20 protein-coding genes are annotated in these 16,653 nt (G+C 66.7%); all 20 read right to left on the reverse strand.

The features are described from left to right. Window positions 1–117: 117 nt before the first annotated feature. The 20 genes from C5E07_RS10805 to C5E07_RS10895 all read right to left on the reverse strand — a co-directional run bounded on the left by C5E07_RS10805 (window position 118) and on the right by C5E07_RS10895 (window position 16,445). Window positions 118–1,257: a mannitol-1-phosphate 5-dehydrogenase gene (locus C5E07_RS10805; protein ID WP_104299425.1), complete on the reverse strand. Its 1,140-nt coding sequence runs from the start codon at window positions 1,255–1,257 to the stop codon at window positions 118–120. Beyond that, window positions 1,254–1,691, reverse strand: coding sequence for a PTS sugar transporter subunit IIA (locus C5E07_RS19505; protein WP_181057937.1), 438 nt, complete (start codon window positions 1,689–1,691; stop codon window positions 1,254–1,256). Before C5E07_RS19505 ends, C5E07_RS10805 begins: the two co-directional genes overlap by 4 nt. A gap of 75 nt (window positions 1,692–1,766) precedes the next feature. Beyond that, complete coding sequence (locus C5E07_RS10810; RefSeq protein ID WP_181057939.1) at window positions 1,767–3,314, reverse strand: PTS mannitol transporter subunit IICB; 1,548 nt, start codon at window positions 3,312–3,314, stop codon at window positions 1,767–1,769. A gap of 106 nt (window positions 3,315–3,420) precedes the next feature. Next, complete coding sequence (locus C5E07_RS10815; protein ID WP_104242633.1) at window positions 3,421–3,678, reverse strand: HPr family phosphocarrier protein; 258 nt, start codon at window positions 3,676–3,678, stop codon at window positions 3,421–3,423. Window positions 3,679–3,971: 293 nt separating this feature from the next. Then, the gene (glmM, locus tag C5E07_RS10820) at window positions 3,972–5,336 is read right to left on the reverse strand and encodes a phosphoglucosamine mutase (RefSeq protein ID WP_104242635.1); all 1,365 of its coding nucleotides are present in this window, start codon (window positions 5,334–5,336) and stop codon (window positions 3,972–3,974) included. Between the two features lie 15 nt (window positions 5,337–5,351). Next, window positions 5,352–5,837 carry a 30S ribosomal protein S9 gene (rpsI, locus tag C5E07_RS10825; protein ID WP_104242637.1) on the reverse strand — a complete coding sequence of 162 codons (486 nt, stop codon included), beginning with the start codon at window positions 5,835–5,837 and terminating at the stop codon, window positions 5,352–5,354. 26 nt (window positions 5,838–5,863) lie between these two features. Continuing rightward, window positions 5,864–6,307: a 50S ribosomal protein L13 gene (gene rplM, locus C5E07_RS10830; protein ID WP_104242639.1), complete on the reverse strand. Its 444-nt coding sequence runs from the start codon at window positions 6,305–6,307 to the stop codon at window positions 5,864–5,866. Window positions 6,308–6,500: 193 nt separating this feature from the next. Then, window positions 6,501–6,830, reverse strand: coding sequence for a hypothetical protein (locus C5E07_RS10835; protein ID WP_104299426.1), 330 nt, complete (start codon window positions 6,828–6,830; stop codon window positions 6,501–6,503). A gap of 35 nt (window positions 6,831–6,865) precedes the next feature. Beyond that, complete coding sequence (locus C5E07_RS10840; protein ID WP_104299427.1) at window positions 6,866–7,789, reverse strand: tRNA pseudouridine(38-40) synthase TruA; 924 nt, start codon at window positions 7,787–7,789, stop codon at window positions 6,866–6,868. Window positions 7,790–7,887: 98 nt separating this feature from the next. After that, complete coding sequence (rplQ, locus tag C5E07_RS10845) at window positions 7,888–8,451, reverse strand: 50S ribosomal protein L17 (RefSeq protein WP_104299428.1); 564 nt, start codon at window positions 8,449–8,451, stop codon at window positions 7,888–7,890. Window positions 8,452–8,496: 45 nt separating this feature from the next. Further along, complete coding sequence (locus C5E07_RS10850) at window positions 8,497–9,492, reverse strand: DNA-directed RNA polymerase subunit alpha (protein WP_104242647.1); 996 nt, start codon at window positions 9,490–9,492, stop codon at window positions 8,497–8,499. A 149-nt stretch (window positions 9,493–9,641) separates the two neighbouring features. After that, window positions 9,642–10,040 (reverse strand): 30S ribosomal protein S11, encoded by a 399-nt coding sequence (rpsK, locus tag C5E07_RS10855; protein ID WP_068479244.1) that lies wholly within the window; start codon window positions 10,038–10,040, stop codon window positions 9,642–9,644. Window positions 10,041–10,082: 42 nt separating this feature from the next. Continuing rightward, complete coding sequence (gene rpsM, locus C5E07_RS10860; protein ID WP_068479246.1) at window positions 10,083–10,457, reverse strand: 30S ribosomal protein S13; 375 nt, start codon at window positions 10,455–10,457, stop codon at window positions 10,083–10,085. A 191-nt stretch (window positions 10,458–10,648) separates the two neighbouring features. Continuing rightward, on the reverse strand, window positions 10,649–10,762 hold the full coding sequence (gene rpmJ / locus C5E07_RS10865) for a 50S ribosomal protein L36 (RefSeq protein ID WP_008361054.1): 114 nt from the start codon (window positions 10,760–10,762) through the stop codon (window positions 10,649–10,651). A gap of 69 nt (window positions 10,763–10,831) precedes the next feature. Next, complete coding sequence (gene infA, locus C5E07_RS10870; protein ID WP_066056559.1) at window positions 10,832–11,053, reverse strand: translation initiation factor IF-1; 222 nt, start codon at window positions 11,051–11,053, stop codon at window positions 10,832–10,834. A 150-nt stretch (window positions 11,054–11,203) separates the two neighbouring features. Beyond that, window positions 11,204–12,043: a type I methionyl aminopeptidase gene (map, locus tag C5E07_RS10875; protein ID WP_104299429.1), complete on the reverse strand. Its 840-nt coding sequence runs from the start codon at window positions 12,041–12,043 to the stop codon at window positions 11,204–11,206. A 44-nt stretch (window positions 12,044–12,087) separates the two neighbouring features. Further along, window positions 12,088–13,047 (reverse strand): hypothetical protein, encoded by a 960-nt coding sequence (locus tag C5E07_RS10880; protein WP_104308688.1) that lies wholly within the window; start codon window positions 13,045–13,047, stop codon window positions 12,088–12,090. Window positions 13,048–13,056: 9 nt separating this feature from the next. Continuing rightward, entirely contained in the window at window positions 13,057–13,974 is a 918-nt protein-coding gene (locus tag C5E07_RS10885; RefSeq protein ID WP_146080574.1) for a hypothetical protein, read from the reverse strand. Between the two features lie 138 nt (window positions 13,975–14,112). Next, complete coding sequence (locus tag C5E07_RS10890; RefSeq protein ID WP_258063888.1) at window positions 14,113–15,264, reverse strand: CaiB/BaiF CoA-transferase family protein; 1,152 nt, start codon at window positions 15,262–15,264, stop codon at window positions 14,113–14,115. 8 nt (window positions 15,265–15,272) lie between these two features. After that, on the reverse strand, window positions 15,273–16,445 hold the full coding sequence (locus C5E07_RS10895) for an acyl-CoA dehydrogenase family protein (protein ID WP_104299432.1): 1,173 nt from the start codon (window positions 16,443–16,445) through the stop codon (window positions 15,273–15,275). Between the last annotated feature and the right edge of the window lie 208 nt (window positions 16,446–16,653).

Here is a 16,653-nt window from a genome sequence, read left to right on the forward strand (position 1 = left end):
CCGCGCCGTGCTCTCAGCTGCCACCCGTCAGTCCCGGTATTGCCGAGAAAACCTGAAGAAGCCTCTCCCGAGTGAACCCGGGAGAGGCTTCGTCACGACAGGCGAGCTGTCAGAGCATCACGCTGCCACGCGTTCGGCCTGCGCCTGCGCGACCTCGGCGACGACCGCCGCGAAGAGCGCGCCGCCCTCGAGGCCGGTGACCTCCCGCGTGAACGTCTCCGCGTCGAGCGTCGCGAGCTTCTGCTGCAGCTCGACGCTCTCCTGATCGGCCGGGAAGTCGAAGCGGAGGGCCGCACCGATCGCTCGCACGAGCGCGTCGTACGGGAGTCCCGCGGCCTCGGCCTCCGAAGCGGGCCGCACGAAGCGCTCCTTCTCGGAGAGCTTGCGCAACGGCTGACGGCCCACGCGCGCGGGCTGGTCCGGCAGGTCGCGGTTGGCGAAGCGCGAGAGCGTCGTGGCGACGTACTCGGCGTGGTCCTCTTCCGAGAACCCGAACTGCGTCACGAGCACGCGGCTCGTCTCACCGAGCACGGCCTCGACCTCGGACGCGACCGCCGAGATGGCGAGCGCGTCCTGCATGTTCGTCGCGCCCGCCACGAAGCCGTGGTACGCGATCGTCGCGTGGCCCGTGTTCACCGTGAAGAGCTTGCGCTCGATGAACGGCTTCAGGTCGTCCACGAAGTGGGCATCCGGGATGCTCGGCTCGGCACCGTTGAACGGTGTCCGGTCGATCGTCCACTCGAAGAAGTCCTCGACGGTGACGTCGACGCCCTCGACCGCCTGCTCTGGGACGATACGGTCGACTGCCGAGTTGGCGAAGACCGCGCGGGCGTCGAGCTCCTCGGCACCCTCGAGGACAAGCCCCTTGAGCGTGTCGGAGGCACCGATCGCGTTCTCGCAGGCCATGACCGCCAGCTTCGGCGCGTCAGCTGCGCGGGCCGCGAGGCCCTTGCGGATGACGGGCGCGATGAAGCGGAGCACGTTCGGACCGACAGCGCAGGTGACGACGTCGGCAGTGGCGATCTCCTGCACGACCTCGTCCTCGTGCGTCGCCGAGTTGATCGCCCTGAAGCGATCGACGACGTGGCTCTTGGCTGCCGGCCCGACCTCGTGCACCGTGTAGGTGTCGACGGCCTGGAGCGCGCCGATGAGGTCGGCGTTGACGTCGGCGTAGACGAGGTCGTACCCGGCTTCATGCAGGACGAGCCCGATGAAGCCGCGACCGATGTTGCCCGCGCCGATGTGGACTGCCTTCATTCCTCGTTCACGTCCCCAAGGAGCTGTGCCAGCTCTTCCGGCGTCTCCGCCTTGAGGAGAGCCTCGACGTTGTCCTCGTCGCTGAACACGATCGCGACGCTCGAGAGGATCTCGAGGTGGCCCCCGTCCTTGCCTGCGATGCCGATGACGAAGCGGGTCTCGTTTCCGCCCCAGTCGATGGGCTCGTCATACCGGACGACGGAGAGCGCGGAGCCGAGGATCGTGTCCTTGGCCTCGTTCGTGCCGTGCGGAATGGCGAGGTAGTTGCCCATGAACGTCGAGACGCTCTGCTCGCGGTCGTGCATCGCCTGGATGTAGTCCTGCGTCACGGCGCCAGCCGCGACGAGCAGCTCGCCCGCTTCCGTGATGGCTTCTTCTCGCGTGCGCGCGGTTCCGCCGAGGCGGATGCTGTCGAGGCTCAGTACTTCTGCCATTTTCTGCGTTCCTTCCGATAGGAGGCCCCGAGCTGGATGATCCAGCTCGGGGCCTGGGTCAGTCGAAGGTGCGACTCACTGGTTGGAGAGCCGTTCCACGACCTCGTCATACCTGGGGCTGTTCATGAAGTTTTCCACGGACACGTGGATGGCGTCTGGAGACTTCTGCTTCGCGCGGTCGGTGAGGTCCTGGTGCGTGACGATCAGGTCGGGGGTCGCGTCGAGGTTCGCAATCGAGACGTTCTTCACGTTGACCCCCTCGATTCCTGCCTTCTTGATCTTGTTGCGCAGGACGGACGCGCCCATCGCGCTCGACCCCATACCGGCATCGCAGGCGAAGACGACGTTGGTGATGACCCTCGTGTCGACGGAGCTGCCAGCGGCCTGCGAGGAGAGACCCGAAAGTGCGTCGGACTTCTTCCCCTTGTTGGCCTCGGTCTTGGCGACAGCATCGGCGAAGCCGTTGCCACCCGAGGCCTCTGCGGCGAGATCCTTCTTGCGTGAGCTGAGCAGGATCGCCGCGGCGATCGCGAACGTGACTGCCGCCGAGAACAGGACCGACAGGATGACACCGAGGTGGCTGCCCTGGGCGGTCATGATCATGATCGCGAAGATCGAGCCGGGAGATGCCGGAGCGACGAGGCCCGAGTCGAAGATGACGTTGGTGAGCACACCCGTCGCGCCACCACCGATGACGGCGAGGATCAGAGCGGGCTTGGCGAGCACGTACGGGAAGTAGATCTCGTGGATGCCGCCGAGGAACTGGATGACGACTGCGCCGGGCGCGCTCGCGCGAGCGACGCCGACGCCGAAGAAGCAGAACGCGAGGAGCAGACCGAGGCCGGGGCCCGGGTTCGCCTCGAGGAGGAACAGGATGCTCTTCCCGGCTTCCTCCGACTGCGCGACACCGAGAGGCGTGAGCACTCCCTGGTTGATCGCGTTGTTGAGGAAGAGGATCTTCGCGGGCTCGATGAGGATGCTCGCGAGGGGCAGGAGCCCCGCGTTGACCAGCGCGTCGACGCCCTCACCGAGACGTTCCGTGAGCCACGTGATGACCGGGGCGATCGCGAAGAACCCGCCGAGGGCGAGCAGCATCGCGAGGATGCCTGCCGAGAAGTTGTTGACGAGCATCTCGAAGCCGGCACGGATCTTGCCGTCCCAGATGCTGTCGACCTTCTTCATGACCCACGCTGCAAGCGGACCCATGATCATGGCGCCGATGAACATCGGGATGCCCGCGCCCACGATGACGCCCATGGTCGCGATGGCACCGACGACGCCACCACGCGTGTCGTAGACCATCTTGCCGCCCTGGTAGGCGATGAGGAGAGGCAGGAGGTACGTGATCATCGGGCTCACGAGCCCCATGAACGGCGTTCCATCCGGGGTCTCGTCGGTGATGGTCGCGGGGTCGATCGCCCAGCCACCGAGGGTGCCCCAGAGCTGGCCGTTGGCGGGGAACAGCTCGTTCAGCCAGCCGGTCTCGATGAAGAGGCTGGTGATGAGGCCCCAGGCGATGAACGCCGGGATATTCGGCATGACCATGCCGGAGAGGAACGCACCGAACTTCTGGACGCCGACGCGGGCACCCTTGCGTTCAGTCGTTGTGGCTTCTGCAGTCATTATTGCTCCAAGCAATCCCCATGCGCGGGGATAGGAGGGGTGGGGTCAGTGCGACCGTTCCCGGATTTCAAGAATTGGCCGAACGGCCATGAGCGCGCGCGGCGGCTCAAGCGTCGTGGTTGGTCTCCAGGAGAGTCACGAGCTGGTCGGCGACAGCTTCGTCGCCGTCGACGGAGAGGGTGATCTCGTCACCCTTGGACACGCCAAGCGAGAGCACGCCGAGGATGCTGGCCGCGTTGACGCTCTTGTCGCCCTTGGCGATCGTCACCGGGACGCCGGCTTCGGTGGCAGCCTGCACGAAGATCGCGGCGGGACGTGCGTGAAGTCCGTGCTCCGAGGCGACGGTGATCTTGCGTTCGATCATGGAGAGCTCCTTAGGTGTGGCGGGATTTCCGCGTGTTGAGCTTATCTACGCGAGAAGCCCCAGATGCGAGATTGTCACCAAAACTTTGCCTCGGCACTTGTTTCTTTCTCACACTCGGGTGGTGACCCTGACCGAGAGGCTCTCTGAGGTTCGCCGCTTCGAAGCTGGCAGGGCAAGGGGTGTCCCGCAGAACGAGAAAGAGGTCCCGCTCCACCAGATGACGGTGGGGCGGGACCTCGTTCTGAGACTCGGTCCGAGCGGCACGAGATCAGAGACCTCGCGGAGCGCTGACCTTAGAGAGCCAACCGCTCGCGGACGACTGCGGCGAGGGCCTCCGCGTGACGCTGTGCGGTCTCCTGCTCCCCCGCCTCGATCATGACGCGCACGAGCGGCTCCGTTCCGGATGGCCGGAGCAGGACGCGTCCGGTCTCACCGAGTTCGAGGGCGACCTGGGCGACGGCAGCCTGGAGCGGCTCGTCACTCGCGCAATCCTCCTTGCGCACGCCGGGCACATTGATGAGCACCTGCGGGTAGACGCGCATGACGGACGCGAGCTCGGCGAGCGTCTTGCCGGTTCGCCGCATCTCGGCCGCGATGTGCAGACCGGTGAGGATGCCGTCTCCCGTCGTGGCGTAGTCGGTGAGGATGACGTGTCCGGACTGCTCCCCGCCGAGGGCGAGCCCTCGCTCGTTGAGCTCCTCGAGGACGTAGCGGTCACCGACCTTGGTCTCGATCATGCGGATGCCGGCTTCGCGCATCGCGATCTTGAGGCCGAGGTTCGACATGACGGTGGCGACGAGGGTGTCCTCGCGCAGCGCGCCGCGCCGACGCATGGAGACGGCCAGGATGGCCATGATCTGATCGCCGTCGACGACCTTGCCGTCGGCGTCGATGGCAAGACACCTGTCTGCGTCTCCGTCGTGGGCGATGCCCAGGTCCGCCCCGAGCTCCGTGACCGTGCGAGCGAGTTCGCCGAGGTGCGTCGATCCGACACCCTCATTGATGTTGAGTCCGTTCGGCGCGTTGCCGATGACCGTGACTTGAGCGCCCGCGTCGGTGAAGACCTCGGGCGAGACGCCGGCAGCAGCACCATGCGCGCAGTCGAGGACCACGTGGAGTCCACGCAGCGGCGAGGTGCCGTCTTCGCGGAGCGGCAGGCTGCGGAGCAGGTGCAGGGCATAGCGGTCTTCGGCATCGGCGAAACGCTCGATGCTCCCGACCCCAGCTCCCGTCGGGGTCAGCTTCTCCCCGCCGAGGAGCGCCTCGATCTGGTTCTCGAGGTCGTCGGCGAGCTTGCGACCGCCCCGAGCGAAGAACTTGATGCCGTTGTCGGGCGCAGGATTGTGGGACGCCGAGATCATGACGCCGAAGTCGGCCCCGATCTCGGCGGTGAGAAACGCCGCGGCCGGCGTCGGGATGACTCCCGCGTCGAGTACGTCGACACCAGAGGAGGCAAGTCCCGCCGCCACGGCAGCAGAGATGAACTCACCTGAAACCCGCGGATCGCGGGCTAAAACAGCACGAGGCCGCCGCCCGTGCTCGCGAGCTGATGTCGCGAGCACGATGGCAGCGGCCTGGGCGAGGCTGAGGGCGAGCTCGACCGTGAGGTGGTCGTTCGCAAGCCCACGAACCCCGTCCGTTCCGAAAAGCCTAGGCATTCGAAATGTCTGGACTTAGCGCTTCGAGTACTGAGGCGCCTTACGGGCCTTCTTGAGTCCAGCCTTCTTGCGCTCCTTGACGCGAGCGTCGCGTGACAGGAAGCCAGCCTTCTTGAGCTCGGGGCGGTTGTTCTCGCGGTCGATCTCGTTGAGAGCGCGTGCGATGCCGAGGCGGAGCGCGCCGGCCTGACCGGAAGGTCCGCCACCCGAGATGCGTGCGATGACGTCGTATGCGCCACCCAGGCTCAGGATCGTGAACGGGTCGTTGATCAGCTGCTGGTGCAGCTTGTTCGGGAAGTAGTCGGCGATGTCACGGTCGTTGACCGTGATGGTGCCGGTTCCCGGGATGAGGCGCACGCGGGCGATTGCCTGCTTGCGACGGCCGACGGCTGCACCGGGAACGGTGAGCGCCGGACGAGGAGCCTGGACGGCCGCCTCTGCCTCGGGGGTTTCGGTCGAGTAGCTCTGCGGCTGCTCGATGGACTCTGCGATGGTTGCCACTGTGTTCTCTTTCCTAGCTCGGGCCGCTACTGGGCAACCTGGTCGAAGACGTACGGCTTCGGCTGCTGGGCTGCGTGCGGGTGCTCTGCACCTGCGTAGACCTTGAGCTTCTTGAGCTGGTTGCGTCCGAGCGTGTTCTTGGGGAGCATGCCGCGGATCGCCTTCTCGACGGCGCGCGTCGGGTGCTTCTCGAGCATCTCCGTGTAGGAGGTCGCCGTCAGTCCACCCGGGTAGCCCGAGTGGCGGTAGGCGAGCTTCTTCTGGAGCTTGGAGCCCGTCAGCGCGACCTTCTCTGCGTTGATGACGACGACGAAGTCGCCCATGTCAACGTGCTGAGCGTAGGTTGCCTTGTGCTTGCCGCGGAGCAGAGCTGCCGCGTGGGTTGCGAGCCGGCCGAGAACGACATCAGTCGCGTCGATGACCACCCAGTCATGGGTGATGTCACCGCCCTTTGGTGTGTACGTGCGCATGGATGTGCACCTTTCGTCGAAATGAGGAGGTCGTGAATCCCACTCGGTCGTGATGGTTGCGGTTGAGCCTCCGGGAAGGGTTCTCCCGGGGAGGCCTCACCACGAACGTCACCGTCGAGGGCTCAACTTCGAAGCCGACACCGGAGTGCAGACAACTTGAGTAGCTTACGTCAGTGGTCGCCTGGGCGCAATCTCAAACCGACGGAGCGGCGAGGCGTCGGGCTCGAATCGTCCTGAACCGGGCGGCCGCGCCGAAGACGCCGACCATGAGCATTGTCCCAACTCCCCCAGCGATGAGCGACGCGGAGAAGAAGAAGGAGCCGAGGAAGACGTCGGGGTCGGTCGGGTCCAGTGCCGGCATCAGGATGCTGAGCAGCGCGTACGCCAGAACGAGGACTGCAACCCCGAGAGCCGACCAAGCCGCAGGCACGATGGCCCGGGGCCACAGCCTGCCGACCACGCTCAGCACGGCGAAGACGGCGACAGGCAGGGCCAGCGCCGCGTAGCTGATGAGGTCGACCATGACCCCAGTCTGGACCCTCCCAGGATTCCTGGGAATCAGTCGAGAGATGTAGATCGGTCAGCGATGCCCGCAGGCGAGGTGAGTGGCTCCACCAGACGGAGGGCGGGCCGCTGCGCCCGCGTCACGGCCTGGCGTTCACGGAGATGAGCGTCCGCCGGGTAGCCCACTCCCGTGAGCGTGAGCCCCTTCGCCGCCAGGACGGGGAAGGCGCTGCTTCGCTCCGTCGCCTGGAGCAGCGAAGGCACGTCCGAGAGCCGGATGCGCCCGGCACCGACCTCAGCGCACATGCCGACGAGGGACCTGACCATGGAGTGGCAGAAGGCATCCGCTTCGAGCTTCGCGACGACGACGCCCTGCTCGTCGCGGACCCAGTCGAAGCGCTGCAGGGTCCGGATCGTCGTGGAGTTCGGGCGCGGTCGGCAGAAGCCGGCGAAGTCGTGGAGGCCGATGAGCTTGTCTGCGGCCACCTGCATGAGGCCCGCGTCGAGCTCTCGCGGGACGACGGCCGTGCGGTGCCGCTCGATGGGGTTCGGAGGCGTTCGGCGATCTGCGATGCGGAACTCGTAGCTCCGGGAGATCGCCGAGAACCGAGCGTCGAACCCCTCCGGCGCAGGCGCCACCGCCGCGAGGACGACGTCGCTGTCTCGACCGAGGACCCCGTTCACCCGACGGAGCAGGATGTCGGACACCTCGTCGCTGGACCGACGTCGGACGTTCTCGACCCCGAGGGCGTCGAGGTCGAGGTGCGCGACCTGCGCCGTCGCGTGGACTCCGGCGTCGGTTCGGCCCGCGACCGTGAGCAGCGGACCATCGGGAAGCTCTCGTGCGACGAGCCTGATGGCGTCCTCGAGGGCGCCCTGCACCGTTCGCAGTTCCGGCTGCGCCGCCCACCCGCTGAACGCGGACCCGTCGTAGGCGATGTCCAGACGGAACCGTGTGCTTCCTCGTCCGTGCCCCATGCGCCCATCCTCCCTCAACCGAACCGGTTTATCGACGACACGACGAAGCCCCCGAGCAATCGCGATGATTGCTCGGGGGCCTCGACGATCAGCTTCGACTACTTAGCGTCGTCGGCCTTCGCGTCAGCGTCCGACTCAGCGGCGTCTGCAGCCTCGGAAGGCTGCGTTCCGCCGTCGGCCGTGGGCTCGGAAGCCTCCGTGTCGCCTGCGGCTGCGTCGACCTCGTCGGTCGCGGGCTCGTCGGCCTCAGGCTCGGCAGGTGCGGCGGCCGGAGCCGTCTTCACTGCGGAGGCCTTCGGCGTGACGGGCTCGAGGACGAGCTCGATGACTGCCATGGGGGCGTTGTCGCCCTTGCGGTAGCCGGTCTTGATGATGCGGGTGTACCCGCCTTCGCGACCTTCCATCTGCGGCGCGATCTCCGTGAAGAGCTCGTGCACGACGGTCTTGTCGGTGACAATCTGCAGCACGCGACGGCGAGCGTGGATGTCTCCGCGCTTCGCGAAGGTGATCAGGCGCTCAGCGAGCGGACGGAGGCGCTTGGCCTTCGTCTCGGTCGTCTGGATGCGCTTGTGCGTGTACAGCTGCGCCGCGAGCGTAGCGAGCATGAGGCGCTCGTGTGCGGGGCCGCCTCCGAGGCGAGGACCCTTGTTGGGCTTAGGCATTCGTCATTCTCTTTCGTGTGAAGTCGGTCTGGCGGGCAGGTCTGTTTAGACGTACTCGCCGGTGTCGTCGCCGGCACCGTAGAAGTGAGCACCCTCGAACCCGGGAACCGAGTCCTTGAGCGAGAGGCCGAGCTCGGTGAGCTTGTCGCGCACCTCGTCGACCGACTTCTGACCGAAGTTGCGGATGTTCATGAGCTGCGTCTCGCTGAGAGCGACGAGCTCGGAAACCGTGTTGATGCCCTCGCGCTTGAGGCAGTTGTACGAGCGCACGGAGAGGTCGAGATCTTCGATCGGCATCGAGAGCTCGTTGGTGAGGACGGCGTCGACCGGCGCTGGGCCGATCTCGATGCCCTCTGCCTGCTCGTTCAGCTCGCGAGCGAGGCTGAAGAGCTCGACGAGCGTGCGACCGGCAGATGCGATCGCGTCGCGCGGCGAGATGGCCGGCTTCGTCTCCACGTCGACGACGAGGTTGTCGAAGTCGGTGCGCTCACCGGCACGGGTCGCGTCGACGCGGTAGGTGACCTTGAGGACCGGCGAGTAGATCGAGTCGATCGGTACCTGACCGGCCTCGGAGAACTCGTTGCGGTTCTGGGTCGCCGAGACGTAGCCGCGGCCGCGCTCGATCGTCAGCTCGAGCTCGAACTTGGCGTCGTCGTTGAGCGTCGCGATGACGAGCTCCGGGTTGTGCACCTCGACACCGGCAGGTGCTGAGATGTCAGCCGCCGTCACTTCGCCCGCTCCGGTCTTGCGGAGGTAGGCCGTGATCGGCTCATCGTGCTCGCTGGAGACGACCAGCTGCTTGATGTTGAGGATGATCTCGGTGACGTCTTCCTTCACACCAGGGATGGTGGTGAACTTGTGGAGGACACCGTCGAGACGGATGCTCGTGACTGCTGCTCCGGGGATGGAGGACAGCAGGGTGCGACGCAGTGAGTTGCCGAGGGTGTAGCCGAAGCCGGGCTCGAGTGGTCCGATCGTGAACTTCGAGCGGTTCTCGGAGAGGCTTTCCTCGGTGAGCGTTGGACGCTGTGCGATAAGCACTATGGGTTCCTTTCGGCAAAGTGTCCGCTATATGACACTTGGCGATTCAGCCGACGCACGTCGTCGACCGGGTGTGGAGTTCGAGCGGGGACGCCGAACATCCGCCACGAGGCCCTCCCTCGCGGGAGAGCCTCGCGGCGGACGGGAGGCTAGACGCGGCGACGCTTCGGAGGGCGGCAGCCGTTGTGTGCCTGAGGGGTGACGTCGTTGATCGAGCCGACCTCGAGGCCTGCGGCCTGAAGCGAGCGGATCGCGGTCTCGCGACCGGAGCCCGGTCCCTTGACGAAGACGTCGACCTTCTTCATGCCGTGCTCCTGCGCCTGGCGAGCTGCAGCCTCGGCTGCGAGCTGCGCGGCGAAGGGCGTCGACTTGCGCGAGCCCTTGAAGCCGACTCCACCGGAGGAAGCCCAGCTGATGACAGCGCCGGACGGGTCGGTGATCGACACGATCGTGTTGTTGAAGGTCGACTTGATGTGAGCCTGGCCCACTGCGACGTTCTTCTTGTCCTTCTTGCGCGGCTTACGAGCGGCGCTCTTTGGGGTAGCCATTTTTCTCTCCTACGAAATCTGCGGGCGCTGTCGCGGCGGCGACTAGCGTGCCTTCTTCTTGCCGGCGACCGTGCGCTTCGGGCCCTTGCGGGTACGAGCGTTCGTCTTCGTGCGCTGACCGCGCACGGGAAGGCCGCGGCGGTGGCGGAGACCCTCGTAGCTGCCGATCTCGACCTTGCGGCGGATGTCAGCTGCGACCTCACGGCGGAGGTCACCTTCTACCTTGAAGTTGCCTTCGATGTAGTCGCGGAGCTGAACCAGCTGCTCGTCGTCGAGGTTCTTGACGCGGATGTTGCCGTCGATGCCGGTGTCCTCGAGTGCCTTGAGGGCGCTCGTGCGGCCGACGCCGTAGATGTAGGTGAGTGCGATCTCAACGCGCTTTTCGCGTGGGAGATCGACGCCTGCGAGACGTGCCATGGGATTTCTCCTGTGGGTTGAGGTGTGATGCACCGGATGGGCCCCGGCCTCGGTCCGAAGGTGTCCCCGCCTGGGCTGAGCCCGGCGGTTCTTACTGGTGCTGTTTCGTATTCAGTTGTGACGTCGGGCGCGTGTGCACCCATGGGACGTCTCGCGCGCCTGAACCGGCCGGCGAGGTGAGTCCCGAGCGATTAGCCCTGGCGCTGCTTGTGGCGCGGGTTCTCGCAGATGACCATGACGCGACCGTGGCGGCGGATAACCTTGCACTTGTCGCAGATCTTCTTGACGCTGGGGTTGACCTTCATTGAAGTTCCTTCTGTGATCGCTGGCCTCGTGCTGGGCAGACGTCTGCCCAGCCGTTCCTTACAGCGTGCCTACTTGTAGCGGTAGACGATGCGGCCGCGGGTCAAGTCGTACGGGCTCAACTCCACGATCACGCGGTCCTCGGGAAGGATGCGGATGTAGTGCTGACGCATCTTGCCCGAGATGTGAGCAAGAACCTTGTGTCCGTTCGAGAGTTCTACGCGGAACATTGCGTTTGGCAATGCCTCGACAACCGAACCCTCGATCTCGATGACGCCGTCTTTCTTGGCCATAGCCTCACTGTCGTTTGCTATTGAATGCACGCTGGTCGTGCGGATGGACGGTGCCTACGCGCGCGGGAACGCAACGCAAAAGACACCAAGCGTCAACTCTAGGCCGTCTCCCCGTGGAGTGCAAGTGCGGGGCCGCACCGCCGATGGAGGTCAGGCTCCCGCGCCGGCCGGCAGGGTGGGGACGACTCCGAACGGCTCGAGACCCGCCGCTCCCCCGTCATGGGCGGTGGAGACCCAGATGCCGTCGGCGTGCACCAGGATCGTGTGCTCCCAATGGGCCCCGAGCGAGCCGTCCGCTGAGCGAACGGTCCAGTCGTCGTCATCGATGACGACGTCAGGGCCCCCGAGCGTGATCATGGGCTCGATGCAGATGGCCAGGCCAGGCTTGACCACCGGCCCGCGCCCGAAGACGCGGATGTTGTGCACGGTCGGTTCCTCGTGCATGCTGCGGCCGATGCCGTGCCCCGCGAAGTCCTCGAGGATGCCGTAGTCACCGGACTGTTCGATGGACTCCTCGACGGCAGCTCCGACCTCGGCGAGGTGCCGAGCGGTCGCCAGCTTCGCGATGCCCGCCCAGAGCGAGCGCTCGCAGGCCTCGCTGAGACGCGACCCGTCAGCCACCGCGTTCGTGTCCTCTGCTTCGCCGGGGACGACGAACGTTCGGGCCGAGTCGCCGTTCCAGCCCTCGAACATGGCCCCGGCGTCGATGGAGACGAGCTGGCCCGCCGTGAGCGGCTTGTCGTCCGGGATACCGTGGACAACCGCGTCGTCGACGGAGGCGCAGATCGTGTGTCGGTATCCCGGAACCAACGCGAAGTTCGGCACTGCGCCCCTCTCGCGGACGACGCGCTCGGCGATGCCGTCGAGCTCCAGCGTCGTCACCCCCGGACGGATCGCCTCGGCGACGGCATCGAGGGCGAGGGCCGTGATCCGGCCGGCTGGCACCATCGCCGCGAGCTCGGCGGGTGTCTTGTAGATGCTCTTGCGCATCAGGAGAGTCTACGCGCCCGGCTCCTTCTCGCCGCCGAGGGCACTCACTCGAGGGCGCGACAGGCTCCCGAGAGGCTGAGTACGTAGACCCCATCGGTGTCGTAGGAGAGAATCGCGAAGCGCACGTTCGAGGCGGACTCGGACTCCCCGATGATCTCGCTCATCGTGCCCCGCACGACCAGCGGATGCTCAGCCCACAACGCGCGAACCGCCTCACCATCGAAGGCAGTCCCATCGGTCTGGAAGTACGAGGTCACGTTGACGGCGACGCCCGCTTCATCACCAGCACCGCAAGTGGTCGCCGTGACGAGCAGCGGCTCGGTACCCGCGGAGTCCCGCACGTACTCGGCCGTCGGGATCAACGCCATGGTGCTTTCCGCGAGCGCGAGAACTCCCTGCCGTTGCTCCGGCGTCACCCGCGTCAGCGCGTAGGCCCCGTCATCCTCCGCCGTGTCCGCGATCAATGCCCCGTCACCGCCATCCTCGTCGGCGCTGCCCGCATACTCCTCGTCGGCTCCGGACGGCCAGGTCGTCCCGAGCGCCGACATTCGAGGTCCGAGAAGGGCCGCAGCAGAGGCCGTGATGAACAGGCACGCGACGAGCAGCGTCGCCATGGCAGAGACGCGCGCAACCGCGCGTGCGGTGACCAGCGTGCCGGACAGGAGCTGCGCATCCTGGCTCCGCAGCTTGACGGCAAGATGCTTCGCGAGGCTCGACAGCACAGCAGGGACGGCAGCGGCGGCAACGAGAACGCCGAGCGCACCGAGCATCGTGAGGAAGGACTGCGGTTCGGGAACGGGGAACCAACCGACCCACGATGGCAACCGCGCGACACCGAGCGGCTGCGGCATGGCCCCCGGTGAGAGGAGCACGAGCCAGATGGCGGCGAACAGCGGAATGCAGAGCGTCAACAGCGCGAGCACGATGACGGTCTTCGCAATCTGCACGTCCCCGGAGGAATGCCGACTGCGTGCATCCGTACGATCGTCGAGTTTCGGATTCATCGTTGCCCCTCAGTCGCTTGGCGAGCAGTGGCTGGTGACGGTGATGTTGAGCCAGCCTTGGGCGTCGCCCCGCATCCTGACCTGGTCGATCGCCTGTGCGGTAGAGCCGCCCGCGTAGTTCGTGCCCATGGCCCGGTCGTATGTCAGTCCCCGCGCCTTCCAGAGCTCGATGATGTTCTGCTCGTCCGTGACGGTGTCGGGGCCGCTCACACTCAACTGCACCTCGTACGCGACTCCACGCGACGTTGTCTCGTCCGGGTAGTCGCCCGTCTCTCCGCCCGGCACGCAGGCGATCTCGACCGGTTCGGCATCCAGGGGCCCGACCATGAGGTTGGGGACGGGACTCTCCATGGTCGCCACGGTCGCGTCACGCAGGTCGAGGACGCCGGCCCGCAGCTGGTCGGCAGACAGCGAGGTCACGGCGCCGGGCTCATCCAACGGCTCCTCACCTGGCCAGTAGGTCTGAGCTGGAGGTGCGGAGGGTTCTGCCTGAGGGGCCTCCGTCTGCACCTCCACCTGAGCAACGATCGTGCGCCCCGCCTCAAGCGTCCAGAGCAACGTGAAGCCGAGATGGGTGGCGGCGATCACCGCGGCCACACTCACCATCGCCAGCGACACGGACCGTGTGCGACGCAGCGCCACCACCATGCACACCGCCGCCACGACAACTCCGGCCGGCCACAGCGCCAGGAGCAATCCGGGACGGACGTACCGGTCCATGAACGCTCCTGGCTCGGGCAGGGAAGGCCCTGGCTCCCACGGCACGAGTGCAAACGCATGCCACGGTGTGATGCCGACGAGAAGGGCGGCGACGAATGTCGCGTTGGCGAGAAACTTGAGCCACCAGGCGGGACGTGGTGTGGTCCCCGGCACGTCTACGGGTGGCGTGCTCGCCCGCACACTGTGCTCGACGGTCGATGGTCTCATAGGGCCTCCGTGTTCGTCCCGCACTCGATGATGTGCGGTCCTGTGACGCTAGCCCGACACCGGGATGCGGACCCCCAACCAGCGACAACGCTTCTGCAACAGCGGATCTGCGAGGGTCACGGTTGCGTAACCGGGAAGCTATCGCCAGTCGACGGACGTGCCCGCGGAGCCAAGATCTGGTGCCTGCTGTCCGTACACCGCCGGCGTCCGCGACAAGTGAATGGGGTTGGCCGTCAACCGCACCGATTCCCCAGCTCCTGCTCCCAGTTCCACGACAGGCTCAAGGCCAAGGCCCTCTGCGAACGCAAACGCCTCGGCGACGTCGTTCACGAGGCCGGCCGGCACGCGTGCACTCGTCAGGAGCTCGACCCATTCGCTGGCCGCGCGCTCCCCCAGCCTCGCCGCAATGAGCGCACGGAGGGCCTCGCGGTTGTGCACGCGGAGCTGGTTGGTGCTGAAGCGCGGGTCTCCAGCGAGGCCAGGAGCGCCGAGGACCCCGACAAGTGCTGCGAACTGCCGATCGTTGCCGACGGCGATCACGAGCGGACGGTCGCTCGCGTCGAACAGCTCGTACGGGGCGATGCTCGGATGCGCGTTGCCGAGCCGTGCGGGAGCCCGGCCCGTCGCCAGCGTGCTCGATGCCTGATTGGCGAGCGCCGACAGCAGGCTCGTCATCAGGTCCACCTCCACGCGCTGACCCGTCCCAGACCGCTCGCGCTCGCGCAGGGCGAGCAGAATGCCCGTGACCGCGTTCAGCCCAGTCAGCACGTCGACGAGCGCGACGCCGACCTTGCTCGGCTCACCATCCACCGGGCCCGTGATGCTCATGAGTCCACCGACGGCCTGCACGAGGAGGTCGTAACCTGGCAGCGCCGCTCCCCCGCCTCCGCCGAAACCGGTGATGGAGCAGAAGATCGCCGACGGGTTCTCGGCCCGCACCGAGTCGAAGTCGAGCCCGAAGCGCGCCATGACCCCCGGCCGGAAGTTCTCGACGACGATGTCCGCCTCCCGCGCGAGTCGGCGCGCGGCCGCAGCGTCCTCGTCGCGGGTGAGGTCGAGCACCAGAGATCGCTTGCCGCGATTCACGCCGGAGAAGTACGTCGACTGACCGCGCGCATCCACCGGTGGAGTCCACGCTCTCGTGTCGTCACCGCCCGGGGGTTCCACCTTGATGACGTCGGCGCCGAAGTCGGCGAGCATCATCGTCGCGTACGGTCCGGCGAGCACGCGGGAGAAATCCGCGACCCGCACGCCGCTCAGCACGCCGTCGCGTTCGCGATCCGAGAGCACCGGTGCCCCTACCGGAACGCCGGAATGCCGGTGAGCTTGCTGCCAAGCACCAGCGTGTGGATCTCGTCGGTCCCCTCGTAGGTGCGGACCGACTCCAGGTTGTTGGCGTGGCGGAGCGGCGAGTGGTCGAGGGTGATGCCGTTGCCGCCGAGGATCGTCCTCGCCTCGCGAGCGATCGCGATCGCCTCGCGGGTGTTGTTGAGCTTGCCAGCGGAGATATGGTGCGGCTGGATGCGGCCCGCGTCCTTCAGCCGCCCGAGCTGGAGGGCGAGCAGGAAGCCCTTGTTGATCTCGAGGGCCATGTCCACGAGTTTCTGCTGCGTGAGCTGGAAGCCTGCCAGCGGACGGTTGAACGGCTGCCGCTCTCCCGCGTACGCGAGCGCGTCCTCGAAGCTGTCCCTGGCAGCGCCCATGACCCCCCAGGCGATACCGTAGCGGGCCTCATTGAGGCACTCGAACGGCCCACGCAGCCCGCGGGCACCGGGCAGCATCGCAGCGGCGGGGACCCGGACCTCGTCGAGGACGACGTCGCATTGGACGGACGCGCGCATCGAGAGCTTCGGGCCGATGGGGGTCGCCGAGAAGCCGGCGGAAGCCGTCGGCACGATGAACCCCCTGATGCCATCGTCCGTCTGCGCCCAGATGATCGCGATGTGGGCGAGGGACGCCAGGCCGATCCAGCGTTTGGCGCCGCTGAGCACCCAGTCCGAGCCATCTCGACGCGCGAAGGTGCCCATCGTCCCCGGATCGGATCCGGCAGCGGGCTCGGTCAGCCCGAAGCAGCCGATGACCTCGCCAGCCGCCATGCGCGGCAGCCACTCGACCTTCTGCTCCTCGCTGCCGTGCTTCCAGATGGCGCTCATGGCCAGAGAGCCCTGCACGGAGACGAAGGTACGAATACCGGAGTCTCCCGCCTCGAGCTCCGCCGCGGCGATGCCGTACTCGACGGCGCTGCGACCAGCGCACCCGTAGCCGCTCAAGTGCATGCCAAGCAGCCCCTCGCTCGCGAGCATCGGCACGAGGTCGATCGGGAAGACGGCGTCCTCGTACCAGGACGCGATGTGCGGCCTGACGTGCTCGTCGACGAGGAGTCGGACGCGGCTGCGCAGCGCCAGCTCCTCCTTGCTCAAGAGCACGTCGAAGTCGATGAGGTCATGGGGCTCAGCTGAGAGTGAGGACATCTGTGTCTCCGTTCCTGGACGACTGCCTCAACAGGGTTCTCCGGCTCTCCGAGCTGGAGGCGCCGACAGGGCAACGCTAGCCGACGAAGACAGCACAGAACCAGGTGCGAACGGCCCTGCGGTGTCTCCGCGGCGTGCATTCCGGCAAACGCAAGCGGACCCGAGCGGGAGAAATCCGCTCGGGTCCTTGCTTGTCTTGCCGGGTGAG

This window comes from Pseudoclavibacter sp. RFBJ3, from assembly GCF_002931375.1.
Lineage (GTDB): Bacteria > Actinomycetota > Actinomycetes > Actinomycetales > Microbacteriaceae > Pseudoclavibacter.

Bases quoted from the DNA above. Each gene is read 5' to 3' on its own strand.
- map (WP_104299429.1), bottom strand. From the start codon at position 12,043: ATGCGCAAGAGCATCTACAAGACACCCGCCGAGCTCGCGGCGATGGTG.
- rpsM (WP_068479246.1), bottom strand. From the start codon at position 10,457: ATGGCACGTCTCGCAGGCGTCGATCTCCCACGCGAAAAGCGCGTTGAG.
- rplQ (WP_104299428.1), bottom strand. From the start codon at position 8,451: ATGCCTAAGCCCAACAAGGGTCCTCGCCTCGGAGGCGGCCCCGCACAC.
- rpmJ (WP_008361054.1), bottom strand. From the start codon at position 10,762: ATGAAGGTCAACCCCAGCGTCAAGAAGATCTGCGACAAGTGCAAGGTT.
- C5E07_RS10805 (WP_104299425.1), bottom strand. From the start codon at position 1,257: ATGAAGGCAGTCCACATCGGCGCGGGCAACATCGGTCGCGGCTTCATC.
- C5E07_RS10810 (WP_181057939.1), bottom strand. From the start codon at position 3,314: ATGACTGCAGAAGCCACAACGACTGAACGCAAGGGTGCCCGCGTCGGC.
- rplM (WP_104242639.1), bottom strand. From the start codon at position 6,307: ATGCGCACGTACACACCAAAGGGCGGTGACATCACCCATGACTGGGTG.
- C5E07_RS10885 (WP_146080574.1), bottom strand. From the start codon at position 13,974: ATGAGACCATCGACCGTCGAGCACAGTGTGCGGGCGAGCACGCCACCC.
- C5E07_RS10880 (WP_104308688.1), bottom strand. From the start codon at position 13,047: ATGAATCCGAAACTCGACGATCGTACGGATGCACGCAGTCGGCATTCC.
- C5E07_RS10895 (WP_104299432.1), bottom strand. From the start codon at position 16,445: ATGTCCTCACTCTCAGCTGAGCCCCATGACCTCATCGACTTCGACGTG.
- C5E07_RS10840 (WP_104299427.1), bottom strand. From the start codon at position 7,789: ATGGGGCACGGACGAGGAAGCACACGGTTCCGTCTGGACATCGCCTAC.
- C5E07_RS10835 (WP_104299426.1), bottom strand. From the start codon at position 6,830: ATGGTCGACCTCATCAGCTACGCGGCGCTGGCCCTGCCTGTCGCCGTC.
- infA (WP_066056559.1), bottom strand. From the start codon at position 11,053: ATGGCCAAGAAAGACGGCGTCATCGAGATCGAGGGTTCGGTTGTCGAG.
- C5E07_RS10815 (WP_104242633.1), bottom strand. From the start codon at position 3,678: ATGATCGAACGCAAGATCACCGTCGCCTCGGAGCACGGACTTCACGCA.
- rpsK (WP_068479244.1), bottom strand. From the start codon at position 10,040: ATGGCTACCCCAAAGAGCGCCGCTCGTAAGCCGCGCAAGAAGGACAAG.
- C5E07_RS19505 (WP_181057937.1), bottom strand. From the start codon at position 1,691: ATGGCAGAAGTACTGAGCCTCGACAGCATCCGCCTCGGCGGAACCGCG.
- glmM (WP_104242635.1), bottom strand. From the start codon at position 5,336: ATGCCTAGGCTTTTCGGAACGGACGGGGTTCGTGGGCTTGCGAACGAC.